The organism is Pseudomonas sp. FW305-3-2-15-E-TSA4 (genome assembly GCF_058787295.1).
Map to the genome: position 1 here is coordinate 95,722 of NZ_JBYSZP010000007.1, position 15,854 is coordinate 111,575.

Consider the following 15,854-nt stretch of genomic DNA (forward strand, 5'->3'; position numbering starts at 1 on the left):
GACTCACGGTATAGGTTTTCGCGCAGGGTCAGTCGGGACGAATGACCTTGCCGGTTGCCAGATCGCGGATCACGCTGGGGTTCTTGCGCCCACCCAGCTGCCCGCCAAGGATCAGGTCGATCTGCCCACGGAAATACTGCTCGACGCGCAACCGCGTGCGCGCCGCCGGCCGACCCTGCGGGTTGGCCGAGGTGGAAATCAGCGGCCCGACCATCGAGCACAGATCCCGCACCTGCGGGTGATCGCTGACCCGCAGCGCCACCGTGTCATGCACGCCCGTCACCCATTCCGGCAACAGGTTCTGATGCGGCACCAGCCAGGTGTTCGGCCCCGGCCAGGTGCTGGCCATGCGGTCGAGCCACTCTTGCGGGAAGTCTTCGAACAGGAAGTCGAACTGGCGGATGTTGTCGGCGACCAGGATCAGGCCCTTGTCCACCGAACGGTTCTTGATCGCCAGCAGACGATCCACTGCCTCTTCGTTCCACGGGTCGCAACCCAGCCCCCAGACGGCTTCGGTTGGATAGGCAATCACCGCCCCGGCGCGAATCTCTCGTGCGGCTTGTTGCACACGCCAACTGTTGACCATGAAAAAACTCTCCGAAAACAGGTTTTGCGCAGTTTACCGATCTTCCCTGTAAAACCTAGCGTGTCCTCGCCAGCCAGCGACCGTTTTCACACACTGCGCGGCCGTCCATTTCCAGCTCGGTGAGCGCCGCGAGGACTTTGGGCAACGCCCAGCCGCTGCTTTCGACCAAGGCTTCGCTGGTGTGCGGCGCGGCGTGCAGCAGATCAAGCAAGGGATGCGCGGAATCCGGCGGGTCTGTGGATAACGGCAAATGCTGCCAGCCGCGCAGGGCTTCGAGAATGTGTTCGATGGTTTCCACCAGCACCGCGCCGTCGCGGATCAACTGATGGCAACCGCGTGCGCCGGGGTGATGGATCGAGCCGGGAATCGCATACACCTCGCGGCCCTGTTCCGCCGCCAGCCGAGCGGTGATCAGTGAACCGCTGGCGACACTCGCCTCGACCACCAGCACACCGAGAGACAAACCGCTGATGATCCGGTTGCGCCTGGGGAAGTTGCTCGCCGTCGGGCCGGCGTCCAGTGGAAACTCCGAAAGCACGGCGCTGCCCGAGGCAATCATCGCGTCGGCGAGTCGGCGATTGCGCTGTGGATAAAACTTTTCCAGGCCGGTGCCGAGTACGCCGACGGTTTGCCCGCCGACGTCCAGAGCCGCTTGATGCGCAGCCGCATCGATACCCAGCGCCAAGCCACTGGTGATGACGAAACCGGCCCCGGCGAGGCTGCGGGAGAACGCTGCGGCGGTGTCCATTCCCGGACGTGAAGCACTGCGACTGCCGACCATCGCCAGTTGCGGTTTTTCCAGAATCAGCGGATCACCGGCGACGAACAACAGCGGTGGCGGGTCAGGGATCTGCGCCAGCAGCGCCGGATAATCCGCCTGGTCCAACATCAATAGATGCTGGCCGGGCCGCTCTAGCCAGCGCAATGCATGGCTGGCGCCGTCGCGCACTTCAGGGTTGCGCCGGGCCTCGGCCGACGCCGTCGGCAACCCCAGCGCACGCCAGGCACTGGCCGGCGCGCTCAGGGCTTTTGACGCCGAGCCGAAGGCTTCAAGCAGTTTGGCAAAACGTTTCGGGCCGATTTCCGGCAAGCGGTGCAGGCGCAAACGCGCTTCCAGTTCCGCAGGGGAAACCGGCGTACAGGCAGACAGCATCGTGGATCATCCTTGATCGTTATAAGTCCCGAACCATTCGGAACAAGCTGTGGATAACTCTGTTGGTAACTTGTTAAGCCTGCTAAGGATTTCGCACCTTGTCGAGCACCGCCAGCGAGCGCGATGCGTTGAGTACGAGGCCGTAACTGAGCTTGTCGTAGGTGCGGAACACCATCAGCAGACCGGCCCGTTCATCGGGAATTTTGAGCGGCTGGCCGGTGACCCGGTCGCGCACGGTTTCCCCGGTTTTCATCACCACCAGCACATTGCCTTCGGCCAGACCGTCGCGCTTGCCTTTGTTCAGGGTGACCACGTCCATCACGCCGATCTGCGTGACGCCGCGCGGCACGTCGATGATCAGGCCGTTGATGTCGGTGCTCGGGGCGCTGGGCATAAAGGTGGAATTGATCGAGCGCTCTTCGCCGCTGAACAGACGATCGCCCAGACGTACTTCCTGGGTGGTGCGTTGCAGGGCGAGGGTGGCGACGTCGCCTTCGGTGGCGACGATTTCACCGCCACCGATATCGTCGGCGTTGATCCCGAGAAACTCCTTGGTCTGCGGGTCGGTGTAGACCTTGCCCTGGCGGAAGATGCCGTACACCGGTTGATTCGGATCGAAGTGGCCCCGGGCGAAGATCCGGTCGCCAGTGCCACTCAACACGCGCTCGGCATCGCCGGCGACGATATAAGGCGCCTTGTCGAAGTCCTCGACCTTGTCGACGATGCGGTTGCTCAGCAGGAAACTGTTGATTGATTTCAGCGGAATGCTCGGAATCGCCTCGGCCACCGGGCTGGTGCGAATGCGCGGCGACAGCTTGATGGTGCCCCGTGACTCGCCGCGATTGAGGGTCAGCTGCGGCTGGCCGTTGACGAAACTGAGCGTCAGCGTGTCGCCGGGGTAGATCAGGTTGGGGTTTTCGATTTGCGGATTGGCCCGCCACAGCTGTGGCCATTGCCAGGGCTCGCGCAGGTATTTGCCGGAAATGTCCCAGAGGGTGTCTCCCGAAACCACCGTGTATTGCTGTGGAAAACCATCCCTGAGTTGCACTTGCCCTTGCGCAGCCGCGGCCGAAGCCAGAAGCAGCAGGGCGAGTAGTGTTTTCCTCATGCAGCGAATCCCTTTATCATGTGCGTTCGCGTGAACCGTCAGAGCCCCCGTGGCTCGCTACTGCAAATTGCATTAGCTACGCTTCACAACGGTAGCCTGCATCTTCGGACCTGCCAGGCCATCGACCCGACTTTACTCAATACGTGCAGCAATCAGCCTATGGCCATTTTAAACATCCTCGAATTTCCGGACCCGCGTCTGCGTACTATCGCCAAGCCTGTGGCAGTAGTGGACGACGAAGTGCGTCAGTTGGTCGATGACATGTTTGAAACAATGTATGAAGCGCCGGGCATCGGCCTCGCCGCGACCCAGGTCAACGTGCACAAACGTATCGTCGTGATGGACCTTTCCGAAGACCGCACCGAACCCCGGGTGTTCATCAACCCCGAGTTCGAATCGCTGACTGACGAGATGGATCAGTACCAGGAAGGCTGCCTGTCGGTGCCGGGTTTCTACGAAAACGTCGACCGCCCGCAGAAGGTCAAAATCAAGGCGCTGGACCGCGATGGCCAGCCTTACGAACTGATCGCCGAAGGTCTGCTCGCGGTGTGCATCCAGCACGAATGCGACCATCTCAACGGCAAGTTGTTCGTCGATTACCTGTCCACGCTCAAACGCGACCGGATCAAGAAGAAACTGGAAAAGCTGCATCGCCAGAACGCTTGATGCCCTCCTTCAAAGGCTTGCTGCGGCAAGCCTTTTTCTTTTTATGAGACGCCCTTCATGACTGAGCCACTGCGCATCGTTTTTGCCGGTACCCCGGAATTTGCCGCCGAACACCTCAAGGCCCTGCTGAACAGCCCTTACGAGATCGTTGCGGTCTACACCCAACCGGATCGTCCGGCCGGTCGCGGGCAAAAACTGATGCCGAGCCCGGTCAAACAGTTGGCCCTGGAAAATAATATCCAGGTGTTGCAGCCGCCGACCCTGCGCAACGCCGATGCTCAGGCTGAACTCGCCGCGCTGAAACCGGACTTGCTGGTGGTGGTCGCCTACGGCCTGATCCTGCCGCAAGCGGTGTTGGATATTCCGCGTCTGGGCTGCATCAACAGCCACGCCTCGCTGCTGCCACGCTGGCGCGGTGCGGCGCCGATCCAGCGCGCCGTGGAACACGGTGATGCCGAAAGCGGCGTGACTGTGATGCGCATGGAAGCCGGCCTCGACACCGGGCCAATGCTGCTCAAGGTCGTGACCCCGATCAGCGCCGATGACACCGGTGGCACGCTGCACGACCGCCTCGCCGAAATGGGCCCGCCCGCCGTGGTCCAGGCAATTGCCGGTCTGGCCGCCGGAACCCTCGAAGGCGAAGTGCAGAACGACGAGCTCGCCACCTACGCCCACAAACTGAACAAGGACGAAGCGCGTCTCGACTGGAGCCGTCCCGCGGTTGAACTGGAGCGTCTGGTACGCGCCTTCAATCCATGGCCGATTACCCACAGCACCCTCAACGGTGAAGCGCTGAAAGTGCTGGCCGCGACCCTGGCTGACGGCAAAGGCGCACCGGGTGAAATCCTCAGCGCCAGCAAGGACGGCCTGATCGTGGCCTGCGGTGAGCAGGCGTTGTGCCTGACCCGTCTGCAACTGCCCGGCGGCAAGGCGCTGAACTTCAGCGACCTGTTCAACAGCCGCCGCGAGAAATTCGCCGTCGGCACCGTGCTCGGCGCCGTGGTGGACGCGCAATGAACCCGCGTCTGGCCGCCGCCAAGGCACTCGCCGCCGTGCTCAGTGGCAAGGCGTCGTTGAACAGCTCCCTGCCAACGCAACTGGACAAGGTCGAGGACCGTGATCGCGGTTTCACCCAGGATCTGGCGTTCGGCACCGCGCGCTGGCAGCCACGGCTGTCGGCACTGGCGGAAAAACTTTTGCAGAAGCCGTTCAAGGCTGCCGACGCCGATGTCGAGGCGCTGCTGCTGGTCGGTCTCTATCAACTGCTCTACACCCGCGTGCCGCCGCACGCGGCCATCGGCGAAACCGTCGGTTGCGCCGACAAGCTGAAAAAGCCGTGGGCCAAGGGTTTGCTCAACGCCGTGCTGCGCAATGCCCAGCGCGAAAGCGAGACGATTTTCGCCGAGCTGGAGCGCGATCCGGTGGTACGCACCGCCCACCCGCGCTGGCTGCAAAAATCCCTGAAAGCCTTCTGGCCGGAGCAATGGGAAGCGATCTGCGCGGCGAATAACGCGCACCCGCCGATGATCCTGCGGGTCAACCGCCGCTATCACAGCCGCGACGCCTACCTCGGCTTGCTCAGCGAGGCCGGCATCGCCGCCACGCCGTGCGTTTACAGCCGCGACGGCATCGTCCTCGACGCCGCCGCCGATGTGCGCAGCCTGCCGGGTTTTGCCGAAGGCTGGATCAGCGTGCAGGACGAAGCCGCGCAACTGGCCGCCGATCTGCTCGATCTGGCCCCGGGCCAACGGGTGCTCGATGCGTGTTGCGCGCCGGGCGGCAAGACCTGCCACATCCTCGAAGCCGAACCGGCGCTGGCCGGTGTGGTGGCGGTGGATCTGGAAGCCAAGCGTCTGGTGCGGGTGAAGGAAAACCTTGAGCGGCTGGGGCTGAGCGCCGAACTGATCGCTGCCGACGGTCGCGATACCGCCGCGTGGTGGGACGGCAAGCCGTTCCAGCGCATCCTGCTCGACGCGCCATGCTCGGCCACCGGCGTGATCCGCCGCCACCCGGACATCAAGCTGACCCGTCAGCCGGACGACATCGTTGCCCTCGCGCAACTGCAAGGCGAACTGCTCGACGCCCTGTGGAAAACCCTCGAAGTCGGCGGCATCCTGCTCTACGCCACTTGCTCGACCTTGCCGACCGAGAACACCGAAGTCATCGCCGCGTTCCTTGAGCGCACGCCCGGTGCCCGCGAACTCGACCTGGCCACCACGGCCGGGATCAAACAGCCCCATGGTCGCCAATTGCTGGCCCAGCAGGGAGGGCATGACGGGTTCTACTACGCCAAGCTGATCAAGATCGCTGCCGCGCGCGGCTAAACGGATTCAACGGAGTGACTGGATGAAAATCATCATCCTCGGTGCGGGACAGGTCGGCGGTTCGCTGGCTGAACACCTGGCGAGCGAAGCCAACGACATCACCGTGGTCGACACCGATGGCGAACGCCTGCGCGACCTCGGCGACCGTCTCGACATCCGCACCATTCAGGGCCGCGGCTCGCTGCCGTCGGTGCTGCGTCAGGCCGGCGCCGACGATGCCGATATGCTGGTGGCGGTGACCAACAGCGACGAGACCAACATGGTCGCCTGCCAGGTCGCGCACACCCTGTTCCACACCCCGACCAAAATCGCCCGGGTGCGCGAAGCGTCTTATCTGAACCGCGAAGAACAGCTGTTCCAGAACGAAGCGATTCCGGTCGACGTGCTGATCAGCCCCGAGCAGGTGGTGACCAACTACATCAAGCGTCTGATCCAGCATCCGGGCGCGCTGCAAGTGATCGACTTCGCCGAAGGCCAGGCGCAACTGGTGGCGGTGCGCGCCTATTACGGCGGGCCGCTGGTGGGTCAGCAATTGCGCCAGTTGCGCGAGCACATGCCGAATGTCGAGACGCGTGTCGCGGCGATTTTCCGCCGCGACCGGCCGATCCTGCCGCAAGGCGATACGGTGATTGAGGCCGATGACGAAGTCTTCTTCATCGCCGCCCGTGAGAATATTCGCGCGGTGATGAGCGAAATGCGCCGTCTCGACGAAACCTACAAGCGCATCGTGATTGCCGGTGGCGGGCAGATCGGCGAGCGTCTGGCCGAGGCCATCGAAAGCCGCTACCAGGTGAAGATTATCGAGATGAACCCGGCGCGCTGCCGCTATCTCTCCGACACCCTCGACAGCACCGTGGTGCTGCAGGGCAGCGCCTCGGACCGTGATCTGCTGCTGGAAGAGAACATCGCCGACGCCGACATCTTCCTCGCCCTGACCAACGATGACGAAGCCAACATCATGTCGTCCCTGTTGGCCAAACGCCTGGGCGCGAAGAAGGTGATGACGATCATCAACAACCCGGCTTACGTCGACCTGATCCAGGGCGGCGACATCGACATCGCCATCAGCCCGCAACTGGCGACCATCGGCACCTTGCTGGCCCACGTACGCCGTGGCGATATCGTCAGCGTGCACTCATTGCGCCGGGGCGCGGCGGAGGCCATCGAGGCGATTGCCCACGGCGATGCGAAGTCGAGCAAGGTCATCGGCCGGCCGATCGAAAAAATCGGCCTGCCGCCGGGCAGCACGATTGGCGCGATCATCCGCAACGAAGAAGTGATCATCGCCCACGACGATACGGTGATCGAAACCGGCGACCATGTGATTCTGTTCCTTGTGGATAAAAAGCATATTCGCGATGTGGAGAAGCTGTTTCATGTGGGTTTGAGCTTCTTCTGAGTTTTGCGCTGACGGCACTGGCCCCTTCGCGAGCAGGCTCGCTCCCACATTTGGAATGCGTTTCCCCTGTGGGAGCGAGCCTGCTCGCGAAAGCGGTGTAACTGACACCGATCAACACCTGACACTCCACAGAAAAGGAACCCACCGATGCTCGAATCCTTGGAAAAAATGCTCGCCAAGGGTGTGGATAACTCATTGCTGCGCTTTGGCCTGGGCAAGGGTTATCTGGATTTGGGAGAGAACGCCAAGGCAGCCGAGCATTTCCAGCGCTGTGTCGGTTTCGATCCGAAGTATTCGGCGGCGTGGAAGCTATTGGGCAAGGCGCAACTCGCACTGGGCGATCACGCCGCCGCACGTCAGGCGTGGGAACAGGGTCTGGAAGCCGCCCGCGCCCATGGCGACAAGCAGGCCGAAAAGGAAATGACGGTGTTTCTGAAGAAACTCGACCGACAGGCAATAGGCTAGAGATAACGCAGGCCGATGCCCTCGGCATCCACCGTCACCACTTCCATTCGCACCCGTGGCGCGCCGGTGGGTAAACCCTGCACCTGACCATAAACCACAGCGCCTTTGGGCAGTGAAGCCAAGCGCGGATGCTGCACATACACGCCGGTAGCCGACAGGTTGCGCGTCTGCCCGAGGCATTCGCCGAAGCTGTCGTGGGTGATCTTGATGCGGAAGGATTTGCGCTGTTCGGACATCTTGTTGCGCCCTTTGATGAACGGTTGTGGATAACTGAAGGAGCACGATCAAAAGATCGCAGCCTGCGGCAGCTCTTACAGTTTATCCACAGAGTGTGCCAACTTGTTCAGTACCAGCGCGCTTCGCCCGGCGGACGTTTCTTGAAGCGCTTCATGCTCCACATGTACTGGCTCGGATACGCCGCGACATAACGCTCGACCACTTTGCTCATAGCCGCGCAGGACTCCTCGGTATCGGTGCTGTACATGGCTTCTGGCGCCGCTTCGAGGATCACTTTGTAGCCCGAACCGTCCGGCAGGCGCAGAGCGTGGAGGAACACCCCGACCGCTTTGCCGCCGGCGAGCATGTTCGGCACGAATTTGCTGGTCAGCGCCTGGGTGGCGAAGAACGGCACGAAGATCCCCGCGGATTCGGCCGGTTCCGGGTCAGCCGGAATGCCCACTGCACCACCTTTGCGCACTTCCTTGATGACGCTGAGGATGCCTTCCTTGGTGGAGGCAGCGACTTTATTGCCCAGTTGCACGCGTTGCTTGCGCAGCAATTCATCCACAGCCTTGAGCTTTGGCGGGCGGTAGAAAATGATCGGTTTGCACTGGCTGCAATAGAAGTGGTTCAGCACTTCCCAGTTGCCCAGGTGGCTGGTGATGCCGACCACGCCTTTGCCCGAGGCCAGCGCATCCTTGAGGATGTCGAGGCCTTCGACTTCGCGCACCAGATCGATGGAACGCTGGGCCGGCCAGATCCAGGCGCAGGCACTTTCGGTCAGGGACTTGCCGATGTCTTTGAGGCTCTGGCCGACCAGGCGCTCGCGCTCGGCTGGGTCCATCTGTGGAAAACATTTGGAAAGGTTGATCCGCACCACGTCGCGGGAACGGTTGGGGGTTTTCCACATGATCCAGCCGATCGCCGAACCCACGGCCTGCACGGCCCGCCATGGCAGCAGGGCAAACAGCCGCAGAGCGCCTACCAGCAAGGCGCCTTTAAACTTTTCCACAGGTCACTCCTGATTTTGTGCTGTGCGCGAGGCGGCCATTCTAACCGCCGTTGACCAGCTGCGCGTAGCGGTCGCAGTCCTGAGTGTGATCCATGACCATGCCCGAAGCCTGCATCAGTGCGTAGCAAATGGTTGGGCCAACGAAGGTGAAGCCGGCCTTTTTCAGGGCTTTGCTCATCGCCAGCGCTTCGGGGGTGATCGCCGGGACTTCGCTGCGATCCTTGAAATGATTGATGATCGGTCGATCGCCGACGAACGACCAGAGGAAGGCCACCGGATCCTCCAGCGCCAGCCAGGCCTGGGCATTGCGTCGGGCGGCATTGAGTTTGAGGCGGTTGCGGATGATCCCCGGATCGAGCATCAGTTCATCGATTTCGGCGTCGCTCATCTGTGCCACACGCTGCACGTCGAAGCCGTACAACACCTCGCGGTAGCGCTCGCGTTTACGCAGCACGGTGATCCACGACAGCCCGGCCTGGAACCCTTCGAGCAAAAGCAACTCGAACAAACCCTGCGCATCGCGTAGCGGCGTGCCCCACTCCTGATCGTGATAAGCCATGTACAGCGGATCTTCGGTACACCAAAAGCAGCGTGGCATAAGGCTCCAGGGGGTGGAGGTGCGACTGAATCGGGTATACTCCCGCTCTTTAAATCGCAGCCCAAGAAACAGGTGAATTTCGTGAGCCAGCCTACGCCAGCCGTGCGTACCTTCCAAGACTTGATCCTCGCGCTCCAGCAATACTGGGCCGAGCAAGGTTGTGTGGTACTTCAGCCCTACGATATGGAAGTAGGCGCCGGCACTTTCCACACCGCGACCTTCCTGCGCGCCATCGGCCCGGAAACCTGGAACGCCGCGTACGTGCAGCCAAGCCGCCGTCCGACTGACGGCCGCTACGGGGAAAACCCGAACCGTCTGCAGCACTACTATCAGTTCCAGGTGGTTCTGAAGCCGAACCCGGACAACTTCCAGGAACTGTACCTGGGCTCGCTCAAGCATGTCGGCCTGGACCCGCTGGTCCACGACATCCGCTTCGTCGAAGACAATTGGGAATCGCCAACCCTCGGCGCCTGGGGTCTGGGCTGGGAAGTCTGGCTCAACGGCATGGAAGTGACCCAGTTCACTTATTTCCAGCAGGCCGGCGGCATCGAGTGCTACCCGGTGACCGGCGAGATCACTTACGGTCTGGAGCGTCTGGCCATGTACCTGCAGGGCGTGGACTCGGTCTACGACCTGGTCTGGGCTGACGGTCCGTTCGGCAAGGTGACCTACGGCGACGTGTTCCACCAGAACGAAGTGGAGCAGTCCACCTACAACTTCGAACACGCCAACGTCGACAAACTGTTCGAACTGTTCGACTTCTATGAAAGCGAAGCCAAGCGCCTGATCGAGCTCGACCAGCCGCTGCCGTTGCCAAGCTACGAAATGGTCCTGAAGGCCTCGCACACCTTCAACCTGCTGGACGCGCGCCGGGCGATCTCGGTGACCGCGCGTCAGCAATACATCCTGCGCGTACGCACCCTGGCGCGTTCCGTTGCACAAGCCTATCTGCTGGCTCGCGCCAAGCTGGGCTTCCCGATGGCGACCCCGGACCTGCGTGATGAAGTACTGGCCAAGCTGGAGGCTGCACAATGAGTGCGCAAGATTTTCTGGTTGAACTGGGCACCGAAGAACTGCCGCCAAAAGCCCTGAACACCCTGGCTGAAGCGTTCCTCGCCGGTATCGACAAGGGCCTGCAAGCTGCCGGCCTGAGCTACGAAAGCAAAACGGTCTATGCCGCGCCGCGCCGTCTGGCGGTGCTGATCACGGCGCTGGCGACCCAGCAACCGGATCGCAGCATCAACCTGGATGGCCCGCCACGTCAGGCCGCCTTCGACGCTGAAGGCAACCCGACTCAGGCAGCCCTGGGCTTCGCCAAGAAGTGCGGCGTCGAGCTGAGCGAAATCGACCAGAGCGGCCCGAAACTGCGTTACAGCCAGAACATCGCCGGCAAGCCAACCGCAAGCCTGCTGCCGACCATCGTCGAAGATTCGCTGAACGACCTGCCGATCCCGAAACGCATGCGTTGGGGTGCGCGCAAGGAAGAGTTCGTGCGTCCGACCCAGTGGCTGGTGATGCTGCTCGGTGACCAGGTCATCGACTGCACCATCCTCGCGCAGAAGGCTGGCCGCGACTCCCGTGGTCACCGTTTCCATCACCCGGAAAGCGTGCGCATCGGTTCGCCGTCGAGCTACCTAGCCGACCTGCGTGCCGCCTACGTGCTGGCCGATGCCAACGAGCGTCGCGAGATCATCAGCAAGCGCACCGAAGAACTGGCGACCCGTCAGGAAGGCACCGCGATCGTGCCGCCGGCGCTGCTCGATGAAGTGACCGCGCTGGTCGAATGGCCGGTGCCGCTGGTGTGCTCGTTCGAGGAACGCTTCCTCGACGTGCCGCAGGAAGCACTGATCACCACCATGCAGGACAACCAGAAGTACTTCTGCCTGCTGGATGCCGACGGCAAGTTGCTGCCACGGTTCATCACCGTCGCCAACATCGAAAGCAAAGATCCACAGCAGATCATCGCCGGTAACGAGAAAGTGGTTCGCCCACGCCTGACCGACGCCGAGTTCTTCTTCAAGCAAGACAAGAAGCAGAAACTCGAAGCCTTCAATGATCGCCTGAAGAACGTGGTGTTCCAGGAAAAACTCGGCAGCGTCTACGACAAGGCCGAGCGCGTTTCGAAACTCGCGGCCTACATCGCCGCGCGGATCGGCGGCAACGCTTCCTGGGCGGCCCGTGCCGGCCTGCTGTCGAAGTGCGACCTGGCCACCGAAATGGTCGGCGAGTTTCCGGAGATGCAAGGTGTCGCCGGTTACTACTACGCGCTCAATGACGGCGAGCCGGAAGATGTCGCGCTGGCGCTGAACGAGCAGTACATGCCACGCGGTGCCGGTGCTGAACTGCCGGCGACCTTGACCGGTGCCGCTGTCGCGATCGCCGACAAGCTCGACACCCTGGTCGGCATCTTCGGTATCGGCATGCTGCCGACCGGCAGCAAAGACCCGTATGCCCTGCGCCGTGCGGCCCTCGGCGTGCTGCGCATCCTGATCGAGAAACAACTGGATCTGGACCTGAACGACGCCGTGGCTTTCGCCGTGGCTGCGTTCGGTACCAAGGTCAAGGCTGCCGGTCTGAACGACGCGGTGCTGGAATTCATCTTCGACCGTCTGCGTGCGCGTTACGAAGACGAGGGCGTCGATGTCGCCACTTACCTGTCGGTACGTGCCCTGAAGCCGGGTTCAGCGCTGGACTTCGACCAGCGTGTGCAAGCGGTTCAGGCCTTCCGCAAACTGCCGGAAGCGGCAGCGCTGGCGGCGGTCAACAAGCGTGTATCGAACCTGTTGAGCAAGGTTGAAGGCTCGGTGCCGACCGTGGTCGAAGCCAAATACTTCGACAACGCCAACGAGTTCTCGCTGTACTCGGCGATCCAGCAAGCGGATCAGGCGGTGCAGCCAATGGCCGCAGCGCGTCAGTACAACGAATCGCTGGCGCGTCTGGCGGCATTGCGCGAGCCGGTGGATGCGTTCTTCGACGCGGTGATGGTCAATGCCGAAGACGCCAAGGTCCGGGCCAACCGCTACGCGCTGCTCGCGCGTCTGCGTGGCCTGTTCCTCGGGGTTGCCGACATTTCGCTGCTGGGTTGAGGAATTGCTGTTGAAACTGCTGATTCTCGATCGGGATGGAGTGATCAATTACGACTCCGACGCTTACATCAAGTCGGTGGAGGAGTGGATTCCACTGCCCGGCTCGATCGAGGCGATTGCGCAGTTGAGCAAGGCCGGCTGGACGGTGGCGGTCGCTACCAACCAGTCGGGCATTGCTCGCGGCTATTACGACCTTGCCACCCTCGACGCCATGCACGCGCGTCTGCGCACGCTCGTGGCAGAGCAGGGCGGTGAAGTCGGGCTGATCGTGTACTGCCCGCATGGTCCGGACGAGGGTTGCGATTGCCGCAAGCCGAAGCCGGGGATGTTGCAAACCATCGCGGCGCATTACAACGTGGCGCTGACGAATGTCTGGTTCGTCGGCGACAGCCTTGGTGACCTGGAGGCCGCCAAAGCCGTCGATTCACAGCCCGTTTTGGTAAAGACCGGGAAAGGCGAAAAAACTCTGGGCAAGACCCTTCCGGTCGGCACCCTGATTTTTGACGATCTGGCGGCGATTGCCGCAGAACTTATCCACAACTAGAGTGCTTCTGAAGTTCCTGACCAGGGATTGATCGGGAGTGCGCTTGAACAGTCGGGCATCGCCCGTAACGGTAAACGTCGCCATGTCGATACTGCAGGCCATCAGAATTTTTCTCTTTTACCTGCTGCTGGGCACTACTGCCTTGCTGTGGTGCAGCCTGAGCTTTTTTATCGCGCCCTTTCTGCCGTTCAAGGCGCGTTATCGTTTCATCAACGTGTACTGGTGCCGTTGCGCCTTGTGGTTGACCAAGGTGTTTCTCGGCATTCGTTACGAGATCAAAGGCGCGGAAAATGTGCCGGATCGGCCCTGCGTGATTCAGTCGAACCACCAGAGCACCTGGGAGACGTTCTTTCTCTCTGCTTATTTCTCGCCCTTGAGCCAGGTGCTCAAGCGTGAATTGCTCTACGTACCGTTCTTCGGTTGGGCCATGGCCATGCTGCGGCCGATCGCGATTGACCGCGACAACCCGAAAGCGGCGCTCAAACAAGTCGCGGCCAAGGGCGATGAACTGCTCAAGGACAACGTCTGGGTCTTGATCTTCCCTGAAGGCACCCGCGTTCCCCACGGCACTGTCGGCAAGTTCTCGCGCAGTGGCAGCGCGTTGGCGGTAAATGCGGCGCTTCCGGTGCTGCCGATTGCACACAATGCCGGCAAATTCTGGCCGAAAATCGGCTGGGGCAAGACGCCGGGCGTGATCACCGTGGTCATCGGTGAGCCGATGTATGCCGAAGGCACTGGTCCGCGCGCCATCGCCGAGCTGAACGACCGGGTACAGGCCTGGAACGAACAGACCCAGCGCGAAATGGGTTCGCTGCCACCAGCACCGCAGGCGCCTGCCGCGAATGATCAGGTGGCTGTCTGAGATTTTGTGGATAACCTGTGTACGGTTTTGTTGAAAAAGCCTGAATATTGTAAGTAACCGATTGATTTACTTATATATTTCTCAAGCTCATAAAACACCGTAAAAGGTGCATAAGTTTTTTTCGGAAGTAAAAAAACCGGCTGATATAGCCGGTTTTTTTGTGCCTGTTCACTCGCAGATCAGCGGTAACTGCAGCCGGAACGTGGTGCCTTGATCGACGATACTGTGGCACTCGATGTTACCGCCATGATGGTCGACTACTGCCTTGACCATCGACAGCCCCAACCCGACGCCATCAATCCCCTGCGCCGACGAAAAGCGCCGGTACTGGGTGAACAGATCCGGCAGCTCCTCGGCGGCAATGCCTTTGCCCTGATCGGTCAATTCACAGCATAGCCACTCACCCTGGCAACTGACGTTCAACTTGATCGTGGTACCGACCGGGCTGTACTTGATCGCGTTCTCCAGCAGGTTGAACAAGGCGCGGGTCAGCAGGCCCTGGTCAGCGTTGATCAGACGCTCCTGGGATTGTTCGTCCATCGTGTGCAGCAGTTTGATGCTTTTCTGCTGAGCAATGGGCAGCGCCTGATCCAGTACGTCCAGCACCAGCATCGCGAACAGACTGGGCTGGAACTGATAAGCCTCGGACTCGGCTCGCGCCAGCAGAACAAAACCGTCAGTCAGATCGAGCGCCCGGCGTACCTGGCGCTCGATCTGCTCGAACAGCGGTGAATCCGCGCCGGCTTGATGGCGATGTACATCGAGCAGGGCCAAAATCGCCGAATGCGGGGCGCGCAGATCGTGGGAAAGGAACCGCAGCAAAACCCCACGCTGTTCTTCTGCGGCGCGTTCGGCGCTCAGATCGGTGAGGCTCAGCAGCCAGCCGATGGGAGTATCGCCATCCACCGGCAGCAAAGCCGCCCGTTCCAGACGCAAACTGCGTTCCTTGTGATCGCGAAACTCCAGCAGCGTCAGGTCCGACAGCGCCGGGCGTGGTTCTGTGGACAATTCCGGATAACCGAGGCGGGCCAGTTGCTCGAGAACATAGTCACCGACCAGCGGGTCATCGAACAATACCCGGGCCTTGCGGTTTCCCAGCAGAATCTGCCCCTTGGGATCGCTGATCAGCGTCGCCACCGGCAGGTATTCCAGACCGTCGGCAATGAAACGCCGGGTATCGCGGGTGCGGCTCATGGCTTGCTCCAGTGCCATGATCTGGCCCTGCAGCTGATCAGCGCAGGTGAATTGCGCACGGCGCCGCTCGGGAAATACTTTCGGCTCGCGGTCCAGTCGGGCCAGCTCCCAGCCAAAATACGTCAGCACCACACTCAGGCGCCGCCAGTTCCAGATCAGGTAGCCGAACAACATGCCCAGCGCCGCTGGAGTCGGTGACCACCAGTGTCGAACTTCCGCCAGCCCGGCGCTAGCCAGCAGCACACAAGCCACACCGCACGATGTCACCCAGATCGCCCAGCGCGGGCGCCACAGCAGCAATCCGAGTACGCAGGCTACCAGCCCTACCGAAAGCAACGCGCTCCACATCGGTACCACGTCGTGCAGATTGATCTGCGCGCGATACGACAACAAGGCAGTCAGCGGCAACAGCACTAGACTTATCCACAACCACTCACGCACCAGCCGTCGAAACAGACGCTGGACCTGACTTGGCTCGCGGCTTTCACGCCGACGCGGGCTATTCATGACAAACAGGGCAGGGGACAGTGAATGGTTTCATGGGCCACAGGTCTGAGGATGTAGATCCGAAGAATCATAGCGGACGTCGACCGATGGTGGACTGCTTACTTTTACCGCACAGGCCGAGCCTTCAGGGT

Annotated in this window: 16 protein-coding genes; 9 read left to right on the forward strand and 7 right to left on the reverse strand. The window is 61.5% G+C overall.

The genetic code is table 11. The features are described 5' to 3' along the window. Positions 1-28 precede the first annotated feature (28 nt). The 3 genes from tsaC to AC3WMV_RS11590 all read right to left on the reverse strand — a co-directional run bounded on the left by tsaC (position 29) and on the right by AC3WMV_RS11590 (position 2,847). A complete protein-coding gene (gene tsaC / locus AC3WMV_RS11580; protein ID WP_003220243.1) occupies positions 29-586 on the reverse strand; it encodes an L-threonylcarbamoyladenylate synthase type 1 TsaC in 558 nt (185 codons plus the stop codon). A 55-nt stretch (positions 587-641) separates the two neighbouring features. Then, entirely contained in the window at positions 642-1,739 is a 1,098-nt protein-coding gene (gene dprA, locus AC3WMV_RS11585) for a DNA-processing protein DprA (protein WP_103367984.1), read from the reverse strand. An 82-nt stretch (positions 1,740-1,821) separates the two neighbouring features. Then, complete coding sequence (locus AC3WMV_RS11590) at positions 1,822-2,847, reverse strand: LysM peptidoglycan-binding domain-containing protein (RefSeq protein ID WP_103367983.1); 1,026 nt, start codon at positions 2,845-2,847, stop codon at positions 1,822-1,824. 159 nt (positions 2,848-3,006) lie between these two features. On the opposite strand from AC3WMV_RS11590, the gene def reads away from it, so the two are divergent. The 5 genes from def (at position 3,007) to AC3WMV_RS11615 (ending at position 7,701) form a co-directional block, all read left to right on the forward strand. After that, on the forward strand, positions 3,007-3,513 hold the full coding sequence (gene def, locus AC3WMV_RS11595; RefSeq protein WP_027610272.1) for a peptide deformylase: 507 nt from the start codon (positions 3,007-3,009) through the stop codon (positions 3,511-3,513). A 57-nt stretch (positions 3,514-3,570) separates the two neighbouring features. Beyond that, positions 3,571-4,530: a methionyl-tRNA formyltransferase gene (gene fmt / locus AC3WMV_RS11600; RefSeq protein ID WP_103367982.1), complete on the forward strand. Its 960-nt coding sequence runs from the start codon at positions 3,571-3,573 to the stop codon at positions 4,528-4,530. Next, positions 4,527-5,837: a 16S rRNA (cytosine(967)-C(5))-methyltransferase RsmB gene (rsmB, locus tag AC3WMV_RS11605; protein WP_103367981.1), complete on the forward strand. Its 1,311-nt coding sequence runs from the start codon at positions 4,527-4,529 to the stop codon at positions 5,835-5,837. Before fmt ends, rsmB begins: the two co-directional genes overlap by 4 nt. 22 nt (positions 5,838-5,859) lie before the next feature. After that, positions 5,860-7,236, forward strand: a complete 1,377-nt coding sequence (gene trkA / locus AC3WMV_RS11610; RefSeq protein WP_003220233.1) for a Trk system potassium transporter TrkA — start codon at positions 5,860-5,862, stop codon at positions 7,234-7,236. A 147-nt stretch (positions 7,237-7,383) separates the two neighbouring features. Further along, positions 7,384-7,701 (forward strand): tetratricopeptide repeat protein, encoded by a 318-nt coding sequence (locus AC3WMV_RS11615; protein WP_103367980.1) that lies wholly within the window; start codon positions 7,384-7,386, stop codon positions 7,699-7,701. On the opposite strand, the gene AC3WMV_RS11620 is transcribed toward AC3WMV_RS11615, so the two are convergent. From AC3WMV_RS11620 to AC3WMV_RS11630, 3 genes are all read right to left on the reverse strand, one after another. Further along, a complete protein-coding gene (locus AC3WMV_RS11620) occupies positions 7,698-7,937 on the reverse strand; it encodes a PilZ domain-containing protein (protein WP_095139782.1) in 240 nt (79 codons plus the stop codon). The two genes, AC3WMV_RS11615 and AC3WMV_RS11620, sit on opposite strands and share 4 nt — an antisense overlap. 107 nt (positions 7,938-8,044) lie before the next feature. Then, a complete protein-coding gene (locus AC3WMV_RS11625; RefSeq protein ID WP_047596996.1) occupies positions 8,045-8,932 on the reverse strand; it encodes a lysophospholipid acyltransferase in 888 nt (295 codons plus the stop codon). A gap of 40 nt (positions 8,933-8,972) precedes the next feature. Then, entirely contained in the window at positions 8,973-9,530 is a 558-nt protein-coding gene (locus AC3WMV_RS11630) for a DNA-3-methyladenine glycosylase I (RefSeq protein WP_027610277.1), read from the reverse strand. An 81-nt stretch (positions 9,531-9,611) separates the two neighbouring features. Here AC3WMV_RS11630 and glyQ point away from each other — a divergent pair, with 81 nt between their 5' ends. The 4 genes from glyQ to AC3WMV_RS11650 all read left to right on the forward strand — a co-directional run bounded on the left by glyQ (position 9,612) and on the right by AC3WMV_RS11650 (position 14,022). Beyond that, positions 9,612-10,565: a glycine--tRNA ligase subunit alpha gene (gene glyQ / locus AC3WMV_RS11635; protein ID WP_003187265.1), complete on the forward strand. Its 954-nt coding sequence runs from the start codon at positions 9,612-9,614 to the stop codon at positions 10,563-10,565. Beyond that, positions 10,562-12,616, forward strand: a complete 2,055-nt coding sequence (glyS, locus tag AC3WMV_RS11640) for a glycine--tRNA ligase subunit beta (RefSeq protein WP_103367979.1) — start codon at positions 10,562-10,564, stop codon at positions 12,614-12,616. The genes glyQ and glyS overlap by 4 nt, the downstream gene beginning before the upstream one ends. Positions 12,617-12,620: 4 nt before the next feature. After that, complete coding sequence (gmhB, locus tag AC3WMV_RS11645; RefSeq protein ID WP_177325594.1) at positions 12,621-13,160, forward strand: D-glycero-beta-D-manno-heptose 1,7-bisphosphate 7-phosphatase; 540 nt, start codon at positions 12,621-12,623, stop codon at positions 13,158-13,160. Positions 13,161-13,242: 82 nt separating this feature from the next. After that, positions 13,243-14,022: a lysophospholipid acyltransferase family protein gene (locus tag AC3WMV_RS11650; protein WP_103367978.1), complete on the forward strand. Its 780-nt coding sequence runs from the start codon at positions 13,243-13,245 to the stop codon at positions 14,020-14,022. Positions 14,023-14,190: 168 nt separating this feature from the next. Here the strand turns inward: AC3WMV_RS11650 and AC3WMV_RS11655 are convergent, their stop codons facing one another. Next, positions 14,191-15,723: a sensor histidine kinase gene (locus AC3WMV_RS11655; protein ID WP_103367977.1), complete on the reverse strand. Its 1,533-nt coding sequence runs from the start codon at positions 15,721-15,723 to the stop codon at positions 14,191-14,193. Positions 15,724-15,854 lie beyond the last annotated feature (131 nt).